The sequence below is a fragment of the Francisella halioticida genome, from assembly GCF_002211785.1.
Taxonomy (GTDB): Bacteria; Pseudomonadota; Gammaproteobacteria; order Francisellales; family Francisellaceae; genus Francisella; species Francisella halioticida.
This window is the reverse complement of the sequence record NZ_CP022132.1, coordinates 1,216,058-1,233,279: the sequence shown is the minus strand read 5'-3', so window position 1 is coordinate 1,233,279 and position 17,222 is coordinate 1,216,058. Positions and strand designations below refer to the sequence as shown.

The following is a 17,222-nucleotide window of genomic DNA, read 5'->3' as shown; positions in this document are numbered from 1 at the left end:
TCCTATACTTTTATCAAGAATGCCTAATAAAATATTGTAAATTAAGTTTGAGTATATAGAATTTAATTTAAAATATTTTTGTAGGTTATATTCAAAAAGATGTTTTGCAGATACTTTAAATTAATTATTGTAATAGTTATATTTCCTTTTTTTGCTATTGCAAATAATGTTGGTAAGCCTTTAGCGTTGCATAAAGGTGATACTGTGGCACTTCTAGCCTCAGCATCTGCGGTAACAAATAAGCAAATTCAAGATTCTATAAACAAACTACATTCTTTAGGATTGAATGTTAAGTTAGGGGACTATGTTAATCCTATTTACCAAGATGGTTATTTTTCTGCTAAGGCAAAATATAGGGCAGAAGATCTAAATAAAGCATTCGCTGATCCTGATATTAAGGCCATTTTTGAAGTTAGAGGTGGTTGGGGTAGTACTCAATTATTACCACTAATTGACTATGACCAGGTAAAAAAGACTCCTAAGATTATAATAGGATTTAGTGATATTACTTCACTGCTATTAGCTATAAATAAAGAAGCAGGAATAGTCACTTTCCATGGACCATTAGGTATAGAGCCTTGGCCAAAATTTTCTAGAAAGTATATGAAAGAGATTCTTTTTGACTCTAAAAAAGTAACGTTTAAAAGTGCAACTCATGTGCAGACTATTTACCCAGGAAAAGCTACTGGGGTCCTTGTAGGTGGTAATATAAGTAATCTAGTAGCTTTAATTGGTACTAAGTATGAGCCAAATTGGAAAGGTAAGATAATATTTATAGAAAATATTGGTGAAAGAAACTATCAAATAGATAGGATGATGAATCAGCTTCAGCTAGCAGGCGTTTTGAGTAAGATTAATGGATTTGTCTTCGGTGAATGTACGAGATGTGAAAAGCCAATAAAAGGAGAGCAAACTTTTAAAAATATCCTTAAATATTATTTGGTTAAAGATAAAGTTCCTTCTTTTATGGGGGCTAGCTTTGGACATGGTAAAAATAATTTTACACTTCCTATAGGCGTTAATGCTGAAATTAATGCAGATACTAAAACTATTAAAATGTTAACTTCAGCAACCAAGAGTTAACTAAGTAAATCAAATATAGCCTATTAAAATGTATTTTATCTAAAAAGGTGAAGTAGGACTATTTAAACCTAGATAGGTTTATTAGTGAAAATTAATTATCAATAGTGTTTAAAAATACTATAATGTTGTTTGTTATTTGTTAACTAAACTAAAAAAGGAGTGTTGCGAATGTCTGATGTTAGCTTGAAAACAGGTTTGGCAGAGATGCTAAAAGGCGGTGTTATAATGGATGTTGTAAATGCACAACAGGCTGAAATAGCTCAAGAGGCTGGAGCAGTGGCAGTAATGGCCCTTGAGAGAGTGCCTGCGGATATCAGAAAGGATGGTGGTATCGCTAGAATGTCTGATCCTAAACTTATAAAAGAAATAATGTCAGCGGTAAGCATACCTGTGATGGCAAAATCTAGGATTGGACATTTTGTAGAGGCCCAGATTCTTGAGTCACTTGGTGTAGATTTTATTGATGAAAGTGAAGTTTTAACTCCAGCAGATGAGGTTAATCATTCTAATAAATATAGTTTTAAAGTTCCTTTTGTATGTGGATGTACAAATCTTGGTGAAGCTTTAAGAAGAATAGGCGAAGGTGCAGCACTTATTCGAACAAAGGGAGAAGCTGGTACTGGAAACATTGTTGAAGCAGTTAGACAAATGAGACAGGTTAATAAAGATATTAAAATGGTTTGTGGAGCTGATAAGCATGAGCTTATGTCAATAGCTAAAGATCTTAAGGCACCATATGAGCTTGTTAAATATGTACATGAAAATGGCTCTTTACCTGTACCTAATTTTTCAGCAGGTGGAATTGCTACTCCTGCAGATGCTGCGTTGATGATGCAATTAGGAGCGGAGTCAGTTTTCGTAGGATCAGGAATATTTAAGTCTTCTGACCCACTTAAAAGAGCTAAAGCAATAGTAAGTGCAGTGACATATTATAATGATCCTAGTGTTTTAGCTGAAGTTTCGACAGATTTGGGAGAACCAATGACTGGAATAAATTGTGATTTTGAAAAATTCTCAGAAAGAGGTTGGTAGATGTCACAGAAAGTAGGAGTTCTAGCAATCCAAGGAGCTTATGTAAAGCATAGTGATATGCTTGAGTCTTTGGGGGCTAATGTAAAATTGGTGAAGTCTCAAAATGATTTTAATGGCATTGATAAGTTGGTTATTCCTGGTGGAGAAAGCACAACATTATTAAATGTTATAGATAAGCATACTTTATCTGATATATTATATGATTTCTGTAGTAGTAAGCCTGTTTTTGGTACTTGTGCAGGAAGCATAATTTTATCAAAGGGTAATGACTATCTTAATTTAATAGATTTGACTGTTGAGCGTAATGCTTATGGCAGACAGTTAGATAGTTTTGTTACAGACCTTGATTTTGGTGGTAAAAATATTTCAGGTGTTTTTATTAGGGCTCCTAAGTTTGTAGATATTGGAAATGATGTAAATGTGTTATCTAATTACGACCAATCTCCAGTTTTAGTTAGACAAGGAAATATTTTAGTAAGTAGTTTTCATCCAGAATTAACAGATAATGACTCAATACATCAATATTTTCTAGATATGTAGATTATTTCTGACACTTTTTACAATAAAAAGTATTTCTTTGGCCAATAACTATGCTCTGGATTTTTGTATTGCAAGTGTAACATTCTTGATTTACTCTGCCGTAAACATTTAATTGTTGAGTAAAGTAGCCTGGCTTACCTTCTGTATTTTGATAGTCTTTAAGAGTAGTACCTCCCTCTGCTATAGCTTTTTCTAATATCTTTTTTATAGAATTTACAAGCTTTTCAACCTCTTTCTTTGTGATCGTATTAGAGGCTCTAGTGGGTAGTATATTACTATCAAAAAATGCTTCACTAGCATAAATATTGCCAACTCCAACAACTATGGAGTTATCCATAATTGTTTGTTTAATTTTTCTTGAGGTTTTTGAAAGTTTTGTAATTAAATATTTGGGGTTGAAATCGTTTGTCAAAGGTTCTACACCATGAGAGGCTAAAACTTTGTGCTCAAGTGGTGAAGAATTTATATTAATTAACCAGTAACCAAATTTACGTGGGTCATTATAAATTAAGCTAATATTGTCTGAAAGTCTTAAGATTATGTGATCATGTTTTATCTTGTCATACTGACTTGTTTTTTTAATTTTTATTACACCGGACATTCCTAAGTGTATTATAAGTTGTAAATCTTTTTCTAGTGTTATTAGAAGATGTTTACCTCTTCTTTGGATATTTTTTATTTCTTTATTTTTGATGTTTGAGAGTAAATCTTTTTCTATAGGGTAGCGAAGTTTGTCTGTATATATTTCTATATTAAGAATATTTTTACCAATAATATTTTTAGTTAAGCCCATCTTTACAGTTTCTACTTCAGGAAGTTCTGGCATAAATTTTATATTGTTGTAAAAATTAATGTGAGTATATGATAACATAATATGCTATGCAGTAAGTTTACATTGTCAATTAACGTGGGATAAAAATGCGCCTAAGTCAGCTTAAATCTTCTATACATAAAAGACTTAATCAATCTTATATTTATGATTGTAATAAAGAAATTGATTTTAGACAATTTAAGAGCGGTTCGATAATTGTTACTAATGATACTAGCATAATTAGTGTGCTAGCATTAAAAATATTTTTAGATAGTCAAAGTGTTACAGTGTTGGGAACCTTTGATGAACGTGCTAAAGGTTTAGAAAAAACTATGGAAAAGGTTGGCATTAATTTTGTTGATCATATTAGTTTTTGGGATCATCGAGGGGTGTTATTGGTTAATAGAAGCCTTACTTCACAAGTGGAACAAAATGATAATAGATTCTTGTTATTTATTTGTGGGCCTGAAATGCCTAGTTTTCCTAAACGTAAAAATCTAGATAGACAAATATTTTTTGATATTTCTAGCTTACAAAGCCTAAGAACGTTAAATGAGGAAATGGAAGATCTTTCCGTGAGAGCATGGGAGGAGTATTTATGTTTGCTCAAAGCTCCTGCAGAAATATGGTTTAGACAAATGCTTAATGCTAATAGTAATCTAGTATTAACAGATACAACTGGTGTAAGTCTAAATGGTCATAAGTTTGCCACTGGTGCTGTATTAGTGTCTAAAAAACTTCAAGAGATTACGAAGCATGAAGATAATGTTGGGATATGTTTACCGACAAGTGGGGGCGGGTATCTAGCAATTTTAGCACTTATGATGAGTGCTAAGTCTATAGTTAATCTTAATTATACAGCTTCAGAAGAAGCTTTAAGACATGCAATTAAAAATGCTGATATTAAAACTATCATCACCTCCAGGGCATTTGTTGAAAAACTTACACATAAAGGATTTTTTGTTGAAGAAGTTTTTTCAAGTTGTAAGATAGTTTACCTTGAAGATATTAAGGCAAAAATCAAGAAGGTTGAGGCTATTAAGACGCTGCTAAGCATTAAAATGTTACCAGCAAATTGGCTAGTTAAGAAATACATTAAGCCAACTAAATTAGAAGATTTATCTTTTATAATTTTTAGTAGTGGAAGTGAAGGTGTGCCAAAAGGTATTGCTATTAAGCAAAAAAATCTTTTAGCAAACGTTTATCAAAGTACCAATGTTATTGAATGTAAAAACAACGATTCTGTAGCAGGTATATTGCCAATTTTTCATGCCTTTGGCCTGACAATCTCATTAGTTTCACTTTTCCAAGGTGGATATATTGCTTGTCACCCAGATCCAACGGATGCAAAAGGTGTAGCAAATTTAATTAGAAATAATAAAACTACAGTACTTTGTGCAACACCTACATTTTTAAGAATTTATACAAAAAATAAATCAGTTAAAAAAGAAGATTTTGCTACTATTAGGCTTATAATTACAGGTGCTGAGAAATTATCAAAAGAAGTTCGCTCAATGTTTGAAGAGAAGTTTGACAAGGTAATTAATGAAGGCTATGGTACTACGGAATTATCACCAGTTGCTGCGGTAAATAGACCAACTAAATCGCCAAATAAAATTGGGACTGTGGGACTTACTGTGCCTGGAGGTCAGTTTAAAATTATACATCCAGAATCTTACGAAGAGCTTCCTAATGGTACTGAAGGTATGATTATCTATAGAGGTGTGAATAAGATGGATTATTATCTCAATGACTCTAAAAAAACCAATGAAGTTATGATAGAGAAATATGGCCATATATGGTACATAACTGGAGATAAAGGTAAAACTGATGGGGAAGGATACTTAACCGTTGTAGATAGATATTCTAGGTTTGCTAAAGTAGCAGGTGAAATGGTTAGCTTAGGTCAGCTTGAGCAAAAAGTTTATGATGCTTTAAGAGAAAAAGGCTATGATTCTCACCAAATAGATTTTGAAGTTTTAGCAGTAGCTACTCCAGATGCAAAACGAGGAGAGATAACAAGCTTACTTTATACCTTAGAAAATCTAGAACCAAATGATTTAAAAGATATTGTAAGACATTCTGGCATAGAAAATTTATATAAACCAACTAATTATTTTAAAGTTATAGATATACCTAAATTAGGATCTGGGAAGACAGATTTTTCAAAAGCTAAGAAATTAACTAATGAATTAATCAAGGCATAATAAAATGCATTTTTCAGTATTGTTACAAGAGTCAATAAATGATTTAAATATAAATCCAGATGGAATTTATATTGATGCAACTTTTGGTAGAGGTGGACATTCTAAAGTAATTTTAAGTAAACTAAACAGGGGACGTTTGATAGCTTTTGATAAGGATCTTGATGCAATCGAGCATGCTAAAAAAAGTTTTCAGTTTGAGAATTTTGAAATAGTCCACACAAGCTTTGCTAAAATTTATGAATACTGTCAACAAAATAATCTTCTAGGTCAAGTTGATGGAGTTATTATGGATTTAGGAGTTTCTTCACCACAGTTAGATAATGCTGATAGGGGCTTTAGTTTTATGCATGATGGCCCTCTAAATATGCGTATGGATACCACTAGTGGGATGACAGCGAGTCAGGTTTTAGATGGCTTATCGATGGAAGATCTTGCTTATATTTTTAAGGTTTATGGTGAAGAGCGCTTTGCAAAAAAAATTGCACAAAGAATAAAAGAACATATACAAAAAAATGGAAGTATAGAGACCACTTTAGAGTTATCCAATCTTATAAGAGAAACTATAGGTAAAAGAGAAAAGAAAAATCCTGCAACTAGGTGTTTTCAAGCTTTGAGAATCTATGTTAATAATGAGTTGGGGGATTTAGAAGATTTGTTAGAAAGTATTTTAGGTATTCTTAAAGAAGGTGGTAGGATAGCTGCGATATCTTTTCATTCTTTAGAAGATAGAATTGTTAAACAAAAATTTACCTCTTTAATTAATCCTAAACAAGAAGTTAATCGTATTGCAAAAATGCTACCACAAGATACTAGCCATATAAAACTAAAATGGATCACAAAAAAAGCAAAAGCAAATCAAAATGAGCTTGATCAAAATGTACGCTCGAGAAGTGCTATTTTAAGGGTGGTAGAAAAGCTATGATGTTAACAAATCGACAGATTAGGATAAGGCTATTTGAATCTCTTAAAAATAGTTTTTTTAGGAAAACAGTAGGAGTATCCTTTGTATTGCTTCTTATATTATTAATAACTGCCTTTAGTCTAATTGTTGTTCGTTTTGAGTATAAGCTTCAATTAAATCAACAGAAAGAATTAATTGTTGAAGATTCAAGGTTGGATGAGGAATGGAGTCAGATTGTTTTAGAGTCTAGCTCCTTAGCTGCACCAACAGCAGTTGAGAAGTTTGCGGAAAAAGAAAAAATATTTTTGCCAACAAAAAAAGATTTACGCTTTTTAAATAAGCAAATTGGGGATTCTGATAATGAGTAATTATCGACCTAAACTTAGGCATCTTGTTGTTATTGTTCTTCTTATTGTAAGCTTCCTTATTTTATTTACTAAGCTTGTTTATATGGAAACTATACAGTATCCAAAGTTAAAGCAAGAAGGTGATAATCGTAGTGATCGAAGTATAAACATAAAAGCTTACAGAGGAATTATAGTTGATAGAAATGGTAATCCACTAGCAATAAGTACTCCTGTTGATACTATCTGGGTTGATCCTTTTTATGTAAAATCAGATAGCTCTAAATTAAAGCAAATTATGGATATTTTACACTTGTCTGAGAAAACAAGAAAAAAAATTGAAAAACAAGTTAAAACTAGAGAAGGTCGGAGTGGTTTTGTTTATATTAAGAGAAAGGTTCAGCCATATTTATCACAAAAAGTAAAAGATCTCGATGTAACTGGTATACATGTAATACGTGAGTTCAAACGATATTATCCTTTGGCAGAAGTTGCATCACAGATTATTGGTTTTACGAATATTGATGGTAAAGGACAAGAAGGTCTCGAGCTTGAGTTTAATAAGTTCTTAACAGGCCAAGATGGTTATTTTGAGTATAAAAAAGATTTACATGGTGGAGTTGCATCTAAAATTGAAGATAAGTATGTTGAGCCAAAGAATGGTCATAATTTGCAGATAAGTATTGATTCTAGAATTCAGTATATTGCATATAAATATTTAAAAAAAGGCGTGATCCGAACTAATTCAGAAGCAGGATCAGTAATTGTTGAGAATGTTCATACAGGTGAGATATTGGCTATGGCAAATTATCCATCATATAATCCTAATAGCATGGCAGATGCATATCCTGATAGGCGTAGAAATAGAGCTGTCACTGATGTATATGAACTTGGTTCAGTAATGAAAACTTTTGCCGCAGCTACTGTGCTTACATATGGTGATAATGTAAGCTCTAGTGAGCCAATTATTGATACTCATCCAGGGTTCTACCGTATAGGTAGAAATACAGTTCGAGATGAAAGAGACTATGGCGATGTAGATCTTAGATATATTTTAATGAAATCTAGTAATGTTGGTATTTCTAAAATGATATTAAGTTTAACAGATCCAACTATATTGGAGTCTTCTTTGAGAAACTTTGGCTTTGGCGACAAAACTGGTATAAAACTTCCTGGAGAAAGAGATGGATATGTGCCTATAAGAGATAAATGGGGTGACTTCCAATTAGCAACTTTATCTTTTGGTTATGGGATGAATGCTACAGATTTACAGTTAGTTGCTGGGGTATCTGCTATTGCAAACGATGGTCAATATATTAAACCAACTATTTTAAAAAGACAGCCTGGTGAAGAAATTAATTCAAGGCCTGTTCTTTCGAAAAAAGATTCTAAAGAAATGATAAGTATGATGGAATCTGTTGTCGAGGGGATGGGAGGTACTGGTCCAAAAGCTAGAATTCCTCTATATCGTGTGGCAGGTAAAACAGGTACTGCTAGGATGTTAGAGGGAGGAGTTTATGGAGCTAAATATTTAGCTAATTTTGTTGGAATGGTTCCCGCTAGTCATCCAGATTTAGCAATTGTTGTAACAATTAAAGATCCTAAAGGAGATCATTATGGTGGTGGTTCAGTTGCCGCGCCAGTTTTTGCAAATGTTGCTTTAAATAGCTTACAGATTTTGGGTGTTCCGCCAGATAATCTTAATGACTAAAAACTAAAACTTTTGTTTTTTAGAACTTTAGTATATAATTACGCGTTGATAAACTGTTCCTTTGTGCGGTTTATCTAAGTTAATTGTAATTAAAAAAACAAACGGAGAAAAGTTATGTTAACAGTACAAGATAAGCAAAATATTATTAAAGAAAATCAACAGTCAGAAGGCGATACAGGTTCTCCTGAAGTTCAGGTTGCACTTTTAACTGCTAGAATTAATGACCTTCAAGGTCACTTTGCAACTCATAAGAAAGACAATCACTCTAGAAGAGGTCTTTTAAGACTTGTAAGTCAACGTCGTAAATTATTAGACTATTTACATGGAAAAGATGTAGAAAGATATCGTAGCCTAATCAAAAAATTAAATCTACGTAGATAATAAAGTCTCATCTTAGTTGTTCTTACATCATATAAAATCAAAAAATAAGGTTAAACTGTGAAAATATTTAGAGAAGTCTTTGAATTAGGAAACAAAGAGATTGTTCTTGAAACAGGTGGAATGGCTCGTCAAGCAGATGGGTCAGTGACAGTAAGTTGTGGGAACAATGTTGTATTGGTTACTACAGTAGTTAAAAATTCTGTAGCTGATGGTCAAGATTTTTTCCCATTATCGGTACACTACTTAGAAAAAACTTATGCCGCTGGTAAGATACCAGGAGGTTTTTTAAGAAGAGAAGGTAGACCTTCAGAAGAACAAATACTTATTTCTAGGTTGATAGATAGATCTATTAGACCATCTTTCCCTGATGGTTTTTTTAATGAAATTCAAATAGTTGCTACTGTTGTATCTTATGATGGTTCGTTTTCACCAGATATGTTAGCGCTAATTGGAGCGTCTGCTTCTTTAGCTATTACTGGAGCTCCTTATAATGATGCCATAGCAGGTGTAAGAGTTGGATATACAAATGGTAAGTATATTCTTAATCCTAACAAAGAAGATTTAAAAGAGTCTGCTTTAGATTTAGTAGTTTCTGGTACTGATGATGCAATCTTAATGGTTGAGTCAGAGGCAAATAGCTTACCAGAATCAGTTATGTTAGGAGGTATTTTATATGCTCATAAACATTTAAAAACTATTATTTCATCTATTAATAAGCTTGCTAAAGTGGCTTCTAAACCACGTATGGAATACTCTGTATACCAAATAAATAAGGTTTTAAAATCACAAATAAAATCACAATTTTTTGGTGAAATAAAAAATGCTTATACTCTAGCATCTAAACAAGAAAGAAATATAAAGCTCAATGAAATCAGAAAAAATGTTTTAGAGTTTATATTCTCTAGTGATGTTGATAGTGGTGAGTATGGTGAAAAAGAAATCTTTGATGCTTTCCATGATATAGAAAAAGATCTTGTAAGAGGCAATATTTTAGAAGGTAAGCCTAGAATAGACGGTAGATGTACTGAGACTATAAGACCCATCAACGTTAAAGTTGGGGTTTTACCTGGAGTACATGGCTCAGCTTTATTTACTAGAGGTGAAACACAAGCTTTGGTAGTTACTACATTGGGAAGTGATAGAGATGCTCAACTTGTAGAGTCTCTAGATGGTATGGCAAAATCAAGATACATGCTTCATTATAATTTTCCTCCATATTCTGTTGGTGAGTGTGGTATGGTTGGAATGGCACCGAAGCGTCGTGAAGTTGGTCATGCTAATCTTGCTAAACGTGCGACTCAGGCAGTGTTTCCTAATCAAGATGCATATCCATATGTTGTTAGAATTGTATCTGAAATTTTAGAATCAAATGGTTCTAGTTCTATGGCAACGGTTTGCGGGTCATCTTTATCAATGATGGATGCTGGCGTACCAATAGCTGAGCCTGTAGCAGGTATTGCAATGGGTCTTATTAAAGATGGTTCAAAATATGCAGTATTATCAGATATCTTAGGGGATGAAGATCATTTAGGCGATATGGATTTCAAAGTAGCTGGGACTAAATATGGAGTTACAGCACTACAGATGGATATTAAAATAAAAGGTATCTCTAGAGAAATTCTTGAGCAGGCTTTAGAACAAGCTAGAACCGGCAGATTACATATTTTAGGTATTATGAATGAGGTAATCAAAGAGCATAAAGAGACTGTTTCTAATTGTGCCCCACAAATCCATATACTTAATGTAAATCCTGCTAAGATTAAAGATGTTGTTGGTCGTGGAGGATCTACTGTAAAAGGAATAGTAGAAAAAACAGGAGCTCAAATAGATACAAATGATACTGGTGAAGTTAAGGTTTTTGCTAAAGATAAAGCTTCTTTAGATATGGCTGTAGCAATGATCGAAGAGATTGTAGCTGAAGCTGAAGAAGGTCAAGTCTATAAAGGTAAGATTGTTAAGCTTTTAGAGTCTGGTGCTTTTGTAAATTTATTTGGTAAACAAGATGGTTATTTACCATTTGTTGATGTTGAGCAAGCCGGTATTAAGACTAATTCTTTAGTAGAAGGTCAAGGTTTAGAGGTTGTAGTTCAAGCTATTGATAGAATGGGTAGAGTTAAAGTTGGCATAGTTGCGAGGTAATATATGAGTGCAGAAGTACAAAGTGTTGATCCTATAAACTTCACAGAAGAAGCTTCTTTAAAAGTGAGAGAACTTATTGAAGAAGAAGGAGATCAGTCTCTTAGTCTTAGAGTTTATATCACAGGTGGAGGATGTTCTGGTTTTCAGTATGCTTTTGCTTTTGACAATGAAATAAAAGATGATGATATGATTATTACAAAAAACGATGTCCGTCTTCTTGTTGATTCAATGAGTTTTCAATATTTGGTAGGAGCAGATGTTGATTATAAAGATGATGTGGAAGGTGCATATTTTGTAATTAGAAATCCTAACGCCAAAACTACTTGTGGTTGTGGTTCATCTTTTTCTGTATAATTTAAAATAAATATTTCTAAATAAAAGAGATTTATATGAAAATCGCTGATTTTGAAGTAGGTAATGGTAAGCCATTTTTCCTAATGTCTGGACCGTGTGTAATTGAGTCTGAGCAGATGGCAATGGACACAGCAGGTTATCTTAAAGAGGTAACTGAAGATCTTGGAATTAATTTTGTCTATAAATCATCTTTTGATAAGGCAAATCGTTCTTCTATTGATAGTTTTAGAGGCCTAGGTGTTGATAAAGGGTTAGAGATTTTATCAAAGGTTAAGAAGACTTATAATGTTCCTGTTGTGACAGATGTTCATGAAGATACTCCATTTGCTGAAGTAGCTGAAGTAGTAGATGTTTTACAAACCCCTGCATTTTTGTGCCGCCAAACAAATTTTATCTTAGATGTTTGTAAGCAAGGTAGAGCGGTCAACATTAAAAAAGGCCAGTTTTTAGCTCCTTGGGATATGCAGCATGTAGTAGCTAAGGCTAAAACTACAGGTAATGAAAAAATTATGGTTTGTGAAAGAGGTGCAAGTTTTGGTTATAACAATTTGATCTCAGATATGCGTTCTCTTGAGATTATGAAAGATACAGGTTGTCCTGTGGTTTTTGATGCTACTCACTCGGTACAATTACCAGGTGGCCAAGGAAGCTCTTCTGGAGGCCAAAGAGAATTTGTACCAGTTTTATCAAAAGCTGCTGTAGCTGTTGGTATTGATGGATTATTTATGGAAACTCACCCAAAGCCAAATGAAGCTAAAAGTGATGGGCCAAACTCATTTCCAATGTATAAAATAAAAGAATTTCTAAGTCTTCTTCAAGAATTAGATAATTTGATAAAGAATCAACCTAAAGTACAGTTATAGGGTTTAGTATGGCAGGTAAAGGAGATGTTTTTATAATAGGTATTGTTGGTGGCTCAGGTTCAGGTAAGACATTATTTTCAAATGCTATTATTAAAAAATTAAAGTCAAAACACTTAAATAAAATAGCTGTAATTTCAGAAGATCGTTATTATAAAAACTGGGGTGAAATGGTTGGCTTTGAAGAAGCTTGTAAAATAAACTATGATCATCCAGATGCCTTCGACCATAAATTATTAAGAAAAGATTTGGATAGTTTAGTACAAGGGAATGATATCCATATTCCCCATTATGATTATACAACTCACTCCAGAGTAGAATCTAAGGCTGAAAAAATTGCTGGTGGTGTAAGTGTTATCATTATTGAAGGGATTATGTTATTTAATGATCGTAAACTTCTAAAGATGATGGATTTTAAGGTTTATATGGATACGCCATCTGATTTATGCTTTATTAGAAGATTAATGCGAGATCAGAATGAAAGGGGTCGAAGTGTTGATAGTGTTATTAGTCAGTATTTAGAAACTGTTAGACCAATGCATATTAAATTTATTGAGCCATCGAAGAGAAAAGCTGATATTATAATTCCTGATGGAGCTCAAAATAAAACCGTTATTGATGTAATATATAATAAAGTAAGACAATTATTAAAAAGAAATGGAGTAAAAAATGGCTAGAGTAACGATAGAAGATTGTTTAGATAAAGTAGAAACAAGGTTTGATTTAGTAGTTTTAGCTTCTATGAGGGCGAATAATATTTTAAAAAAAGGTTATTCAGAGTCCATAGATAATGAAAAAAAAGAAAAAGCTACAGTTGTAGCATTAAGAGAAATTGCTGAATCAGAGATAACAACTGATCAAATTCTTAGAAATGAAGTAGAGGGTTAATTTTATTCTTTGCTATTTGATAAAAGATATTGACTTGCTTTAAAAGCTCTATATAATATCAGTCTATCGGGTGCATAGCTCAGCTGGGAGAGCATCGCCCTTACAAGGCGAGGGTCGGGGGTTCGAACCCCTCTGCACCCACCACGATATGAAAGGGCGTTTTATATCGTCTTTTTTATAACTAGGTCGCAAGAATATGTCAAAGGATGTTTTTTTTGGATAGTTAATATCAAATCAACTTTTCTTAAGAATCCTAGAGTTTTTAGTTAGAATTATTCAGTTATCTATTTTTACTATAAAATCTTCTAAGTATTCATCAACATCTAATTCGTATTCTGAAATAGCAAAATGCTTGGCAGATTTGTGTTGTTGATGCATTTGTTCGGTTGAGCCATTATTATTTAAGTGATGCCATTCTGGTAAGCATTTACCTTCAAATAATAATTTATAACTGCAGCTATTTGGTAACCATTTGTGAGCGTGATTTTTTAATTGTTTATAATTTAAATTTATACATTCAGGTACTAGTTGTTTTCTTTTTTTATACATACTACATTGACATTTATCAATATCTAAAAGTTTACAACTAACTTTGGTGTAATATACTTCATCAGTTTCATCATCTTGTAGCTTATTTAAACAACATAATCCACATTTATCACAAATAGATTCCCATTGCTCATTCGTCATATCTTTTAGGTCAATTTCTTGCCACCATTTATTCATGGGTATTATAGTTTTACATACAATTTCAAGTTCTAGATATTATACTAAAATTTATGAAGAAAAATAGCTTAAGAAACTTTTTGAACAGGTCGGTTTAAAATAGGAAATATACTTATTTGTATAAATATTAGCTCTTGGATTTTTGCAAAAGCATTTGTATAGATATTCTTTAAGACTTGGCAAAGTATAGAATCTGTATATAGGTTTTTGTTATTATTATTGATAAATTTATATACAACAAAATTTATTTTATTTAGTATAAGATTATTGAATATAGAGTTCATGTAATCTATATATATTGTTAGTAATACTGTATAATAATCACCTATAAAATCAGTAATTAAATTAAATTCTAGAACAATAATGAAAACTACTGCTAGAGCTAGAAATAATGCTCGACTATATACTGTACAAGCCTTATATCAAAGAAAAGTTGCTAATAGTACTTTCTCTGAGTTGAAAGTACAATACTACTCTGATAATGCTGATCGTCATCAAACTGATTGGGAGCTTTTTTATAGGCTTATCGATGCTGTTGAATCAAATCAAAGCACAATTGATTGCTATATATCAGATAGCTCGGATGATGGTATCGATTTTATCAATTATGTTGATTATGCGGTTTTAAAGGTTGCTATAGCAGAGCTTATAGAATGTTTAGAAAATCCATATCAAGTAATAATAAAAGAATACGTTGAGATAGCATATAGTATGGGAACAGAAGAGGGCTATAAGTTTATTAATGCAGTTCTACAGAAACTTGTTAAATCTATTCGAGATGTAGAGTAAAAGTGTCTTGAGAGACTAAGAAATTAAAAGCATCTTGGTACTCTTTTTGTTCTTTCTTACTTAAGGTAGCAGTTAAGATAACTTCTTTATACTCTTCATGAGTTAATATGTCTCCATTGTAATTAATAATCATGCTATCCCCTGCATAGCTAAGATTAGGGTCATTTCCAACTCTATTACATGCTATTACAAAGGTTTGGTTTTCTATAGCTCTTGCTTTGAGTAATGCTTGCCAATGTTGACGTCTAGATTCTGGCCAGCATGCGACATTTAATAATATGTCATATTCATTATTATTACAGTTAAATACTGGAAAGCGCAAATCAAAGCATACAGTAAGTAGTATATTAAAATCTTTGTAGCTTATAATTTCACGTTTATTACCTTTAGAATATTTTTTATTTTCTCCAGCATGAATAAATAGATGGTTCTTATCATAGGTGTATATTTCTTTTTCAGGGGTTATAAAATATAGTCTATTTGCTATTTTTGTATCTGTAAATGTAGCGGCACTTCCAACAAGAGCATAGTTTTTATCTTTTACTTGTTTAGACATCCAATCGATAATATCTTGTTGAGTACTAGCTTCATTAGTTGGGTTCATTATAAAACCAGTGTTAAACATTTCAGGTAAAACTACAATATCTGTATCGTTATCTATTTGAGCTAACTTTGCTTCGAGATTCTTATAATTTTGTTGTTTGTTATCCCAAATAATATTTGTTTGGATTATGCTAACTTTTAAACTTGACATTTTAAAACCTTAAATAATATTTAGATTAATATTCAAATTTTAACATTTTTTAGAGCTGTAATTATTATATTTAGTTACTAATTAAAATATAGCATTAAGTTGTTTCTAAACTTATTGACAACAGTATGTCTCAAGAAGATAATTCAAGGTATTCAAATTTTGAATTTTAAGATTAAAATTTAGTATATTGATGGTTTTGACAATGACATTAGTTATATTATCAAAATGTTCTACCTCTGAATATAGTGATGGATATTATACAACAACAATTAATCAAAGCCTTGACAAAGTCTATCAAGCTTCCCTAAAAACTATAAAAGCGGGGAAACATACGATCATAACCATAACCTTATAATACCCTATGAAATTTTAACAACAATTTTGAGAATTTAGTTCCTAAAGTAGCTAAACTATAAATGAGCAATTTAGGATAAATGTAAATGAGTAATAAGAGAAAAATATATACCGTTGAATTTAAGACTAAAGTTGTCTTGGAAGTATTGGGGAAAGATCAAACAATCACACAGTTATCAGTAAAATATAATATTACGCCCAAAAACATAAATAATTGAAAAACAGCCTTTTTAGAAAATGCTGAGTTGGCAATGGATCCATCCAAATCAGTATCACAATATAAAAAAGACAATGCAAAGCTTCAAACCAAGATAGATCAGTATTCTAAGAAGGTTGGACAACTAACAATTGAGAAGGAATTTCTTGAGGGAAAGCTCGTAATCTTGGGATTATCTGATAGAAAAGCGATGATTGATCCTAAGCATAAATTATCTGTTGTAAAACAAAGTTTCTTATTAGAAGTTTCTAGAGCTGGTTTATATTACAAGCCTGTGGTTAACGAACATAAAGAAGAAGTAAAAGCAAAGCTTATACAGATACATGAGGAGATTCCCTGCTACGGCTATATAAAAGCTCATAAGCAATTAATAGAAGATGGGTTTAGCATCTGTGAGAACACAGTACAAAAGTATCGTAAAGAGTTAGGCATCAAAGCTATATTGGCGGTGAAAAAACCAAACTTAAACTTATCTGAACCTAACAAAGAGCATGCTATTTATAGTTACAAACTAAAAGGTTTAAGCATATTGAGACCTAATCAAGTTTGGTCTACAGATATTACATATATTAAGACTGATGCTGGCACAGTTTATATGGCAGCTATTATTGATTGGTACTCTAAGGCTGTACTAAGTTGGGAGATATCCAACACTATGGATAGTAGTTTAGTTATGAAAGTTTTAAATGAAGCTCTGTATAAATATGGAGTACCAGAAATATTTAACACTGATCAAGGTAGCCAGTACACATCTAACATTCATATCCAAACATTATTGGATAAAAAAATTACTATATCTATGGATGGTAAAGGTAGAGCAACTGATAACATTTGCATCGAAAGATTTTGGAGAAGTGCTAAATGTGAGAGATTTTATTTAAATCAATATCCTGGCATTGTTGAACTAAGAAACGATGTGGATGATTATATAGATTTTTATAATAATAGAAGATTTCATGAGTCTATCAATTATAAAAAACCTATGAAATTTTATTACGATAACTTATTGGAAAAACGGGCGGCTTAGATGGGAACTCAATATACAGCAAAAGAGCATATTAAAATATTATCTGATAATAAAATAAATATATCTATGGATGCTAAAGGAAGATCTATAGATAATATTGCAAT

19 protein-coding genes and 1 tRNA gene are annotated in these 17,222 nt (G+C 32.0%); 17 read left to right on the top strand and 3 right to left on the bottom strand.

Translation table 11 applies throughout. The features are described 5' to 3' along the window. The first annotated feature begins 99 nt into the window (after nt 1–99). From CDV26_RS06645 to pdxT, 3 genes are all read left to right on the top strand, one after another. A complete protein-coding gene (locus tag CDV26_RS06645) occupies nt 100–1,083 on the top strand; it encodes a S66 peptidase family protein (protein ID WP_088772613.1) in 984 nt (327 codons plus the stop codon). A gap of 168 nt (nt 1,084–1,251) precedes the next feature. Further along, a complete protein-coding gene (pdxS, locus tag CDV26_RS06640; protein WP_088772612.1) occupies nt 1,252–2,115 on the top strand; it encodes a pyridoxal 5'-phosphate synthase lyase subunit PdxS in 864 nt (287 codons plus the stop codon). Then, a complete protein-coding gene (gene pdxT, locus CDV26_RS06635) occupies nt 2,116–2,655 on the top strand; it encodes a pyridoxal 5'-phosphate synthase glutaminase subunit PdxT (RefSeq protein WP_088772611.1) in 540 nt (179 codons plus the stop codon). Nucleotide 2,656: 1 nt separating this feature from the next. On the opposite strand, the gene mutM is transcribed toward pdxT, so the two are convergent. Further along, nucleotides 2,657–3,481, bottom strand: coding sequence for a bifunctional DNA-formamidopyrimidine glycosylase/DNA-(apurinic or apyrimidinic site) lyase (gene mutM / locus CDV26_RS06630; protein ID WP_088772610.1), 825 nt, complete (start codon nt 3,479–3,481; stop codon nt 2,657–2,659). 92 nt (nt 3,482–3,573) lie between these two features. On the opposite strand from mutM, the gene migR reads away from it, so the two are divergent. From migR to CDV26_RS06575, 11 genes are all read left to right on the top strand, one after another. Then, nucleotides 3,574–5,673 (top strand): iglABCD operon regulator MigR, encoded by a 2,100-nt coding sequence (gene migR / locus CDV26_RS06625; protein ID WP_088772609.1) that lies wholly within the window; start codon nt 3,574–3,576, stop codon nt 5,671–5,673. Nucleotides 5,674–5,677: 4 nt separating this feature from the next. Next, nucleotides 5,678–6,595, top strand: coding sequence for a 16S rRNA (cytosine(1402)-N(4))-methyltransferase RsmH (gene rsmH / locus CDV26_RS06620; protein ID WP_088772608.1), 918 nt, complete (start codon nt 5,678–5,680; stop codon nt 6,593–6,595). Then, nucleotides 6,592–6,942 carry a cell division protein FtsL gene (ftsL, locus tag CDV26_RS06615; protein ID WP_088772607.1) on the top strand — a complete coding sequence of 117 codons (351 nt, stop codon included), beginning with the start codon at nt 6,592–6,594 and terminating at the stop codon, nt 6,940–6,942. Before rsmH ends, ftsL begins: the two co-directional genes overlap by 4 nt. Continuing rightward, on the top strand, nt 6,935–8,629 hold the full coding sequence (locus CDV26_RS06610; RefSeq protein WP_088772606.1) for a peptidoglycan D,D-transpeptidase FtsI family protein: 1,695 nt from the start codon (nt 6,935–6,937) through the stop codon (nt 8,627–8,629). Before ftsL ends, CDV26_RS06610 begins: the two co-directional genes overlap by 8 nt. Nucleotides 8,630–8,743: 114 nt before the next feature. Beyond that, nucleotides 8,744–9,010 (top strand): 30S ribosomal protein S15, encoded by a 267-nt coding sequence (gene rpsO / locus CDV26_RS06605; protein WP_040008605.1) that lies wholly within the window; start codon nt 8,744–8,746, stop codon nt 9,008–9,010. A 57-nt stretch (nt 9,011–9,067) separates the two neighbouring features. Continuing rightward, nucleotides 9,068–11,149, top strand: a complete 2,082-nt coding sequence (gene pnp, locus CDV26_RS06600; RefSeq protein WP_088772605.1) for a polyribonucleotide nucleotidyltransferase — start codon at nt 9,068–9,070, stop codon at nt 11,147–11,149. Nucleotides 11,150–11,152: 3 nt separating this feature from the next. Next, nucleotides 11,153–11,503, top strand: coding sequence for an iron-sulfur cluster insertion protein ErpA (erpA, locus tag CDV26_RS06595; RefSeq protein WP_088772604.1), 351 nt, complete (start codon nt 11,153–11,155; stop codon nt 11,501–11,503). Between the two features lie 35 nt (nt 11,504–11,538). Beyond that, a complete protein-coding gene (kdsA, locus tag CDV26_RS06590) occupies nt 11,539–12,366 on the top strand; it encodes a 3-deoxy-8-phosphooctulonate synthase (RefSeq protein ID WP_088772603.1) in 828 nt (275 codons plus the stop codon). Between the two features lie 8 nt (nt 12,367–12,374). Then, nucleotides 12,375–13,040 (top strand): uridine kinase, encoded by a 666-nt coding sequence (gene udk, locus CDV26_RS06585; RefSeq protein ID WP_088772602.1) that lies wholly within the window; start codon nt 12,375–12,377, stop codon nt 13,038–13,040. Continuing rightward, nucleotides 13,033–13,251 carry a DNA-directed RNA polymerase subunit omega gene (gene rpoZ, locus CDV26_RS06580; protein WP_088772601.1) on the top strand — a complete coding sequence of 73 codons (219 nt, stop codon included), beginning with the start codon at nt 13,033–13,035 and terminating at the stop codon, nt 13,249–13,251. The genes udk and rpoZ overlap by 8 nt, the downstream gene beginning before the upstream one ends. A gap of 68 nt (nt 13,252–13,319) precedes the next feature. After that, a tRNA-Val gene (locus CDV26_RS06575) sits at nt 13,320–13,395 on the top strand. A 132-nt stretch (nt 13,396–13,527) separates the two neighbouring features. Here the strand turns inward: CDV26_RS06575 and CDV26_RS06570 are convergent. Then, the gene (locus CDV26_RS06570) at nt 13,528–13,977 is read right to left on the bottom strand and encodes a YcgN family cysteine cluster protein (RefSeq protein ID WP_088772600.1); all 450 of its coding nucleotides are present in this window, start codon (nt 13,975–13,977) and stop codon (nt 13,528–13,530) included. A 363-nt stretch (nt 13,978–14,340) separates the two neighbouring features. Here CDV26_RS06570 and nusB point away from each other — a divergent pair, with 363 nt between their 5' ends. Next, nucleotides 14,341–14,766, top strand: coding sequence for a transcription antitermination factor NusB (gene nusB, locus CDV26_RS06560; RefSeq protein WP_088772598.1), 426 nt, complete (start codon nt 14,341–14,343; stop codon nt 14,764–14,766). On the opposite strand, the gene CDV26_RS06555 is transcribed toward nusB, so the two are convergent. Then, nucleotides 14,747–15,520, bottom strand: a complete 774-nt coding sequence (locus CDV26_RS06555) for an amidohydrolase (protein WP_088772597.1) — start codon at nt 15,518–15,520, stop codon at nt 14,747–14,749. The genes nusB and CDV26_RS06555 overlap by 20 nt on opposite strands. Nucleotides 15,521–15,960: 440 nt before the next feature. On the opposite strand from CDV26_RS06555, the gene CDV26_RS13585 reads away from it, so the two are divergent. Together CDV26_RS13585 and CDV26_RS06550 are read left to right on the top strand one after the other, a co-directional pair. After that, the gene (locus CDV26_RS13585) at nt 15,961–16,092 is read left to right on the top strand and encodes a transposase (RefSeq protein WP_169709695.1); all 132 of its coding nucleotides are present in this window, start codon (nt 15,961–15,963) and stop codon (nt 16,090–16,092) included. Nucleotides 16,093–16,125: 33 nt separating this feature from the next. After that, the gene (locus CDV26_RS06550; RefSeq protein ID WP_088772596.1) at nt 16,126–17,118 is read left to right on the top strand and encodes an IS3 family transposase; all 993 of its coding nucleotides are present in this window, start codon (nt 16,126–16,128) and stop codon (nt 17,116–17,118) included. Nucleotides 17,119–17,222 lie beyond the last annotated feature (104 nt).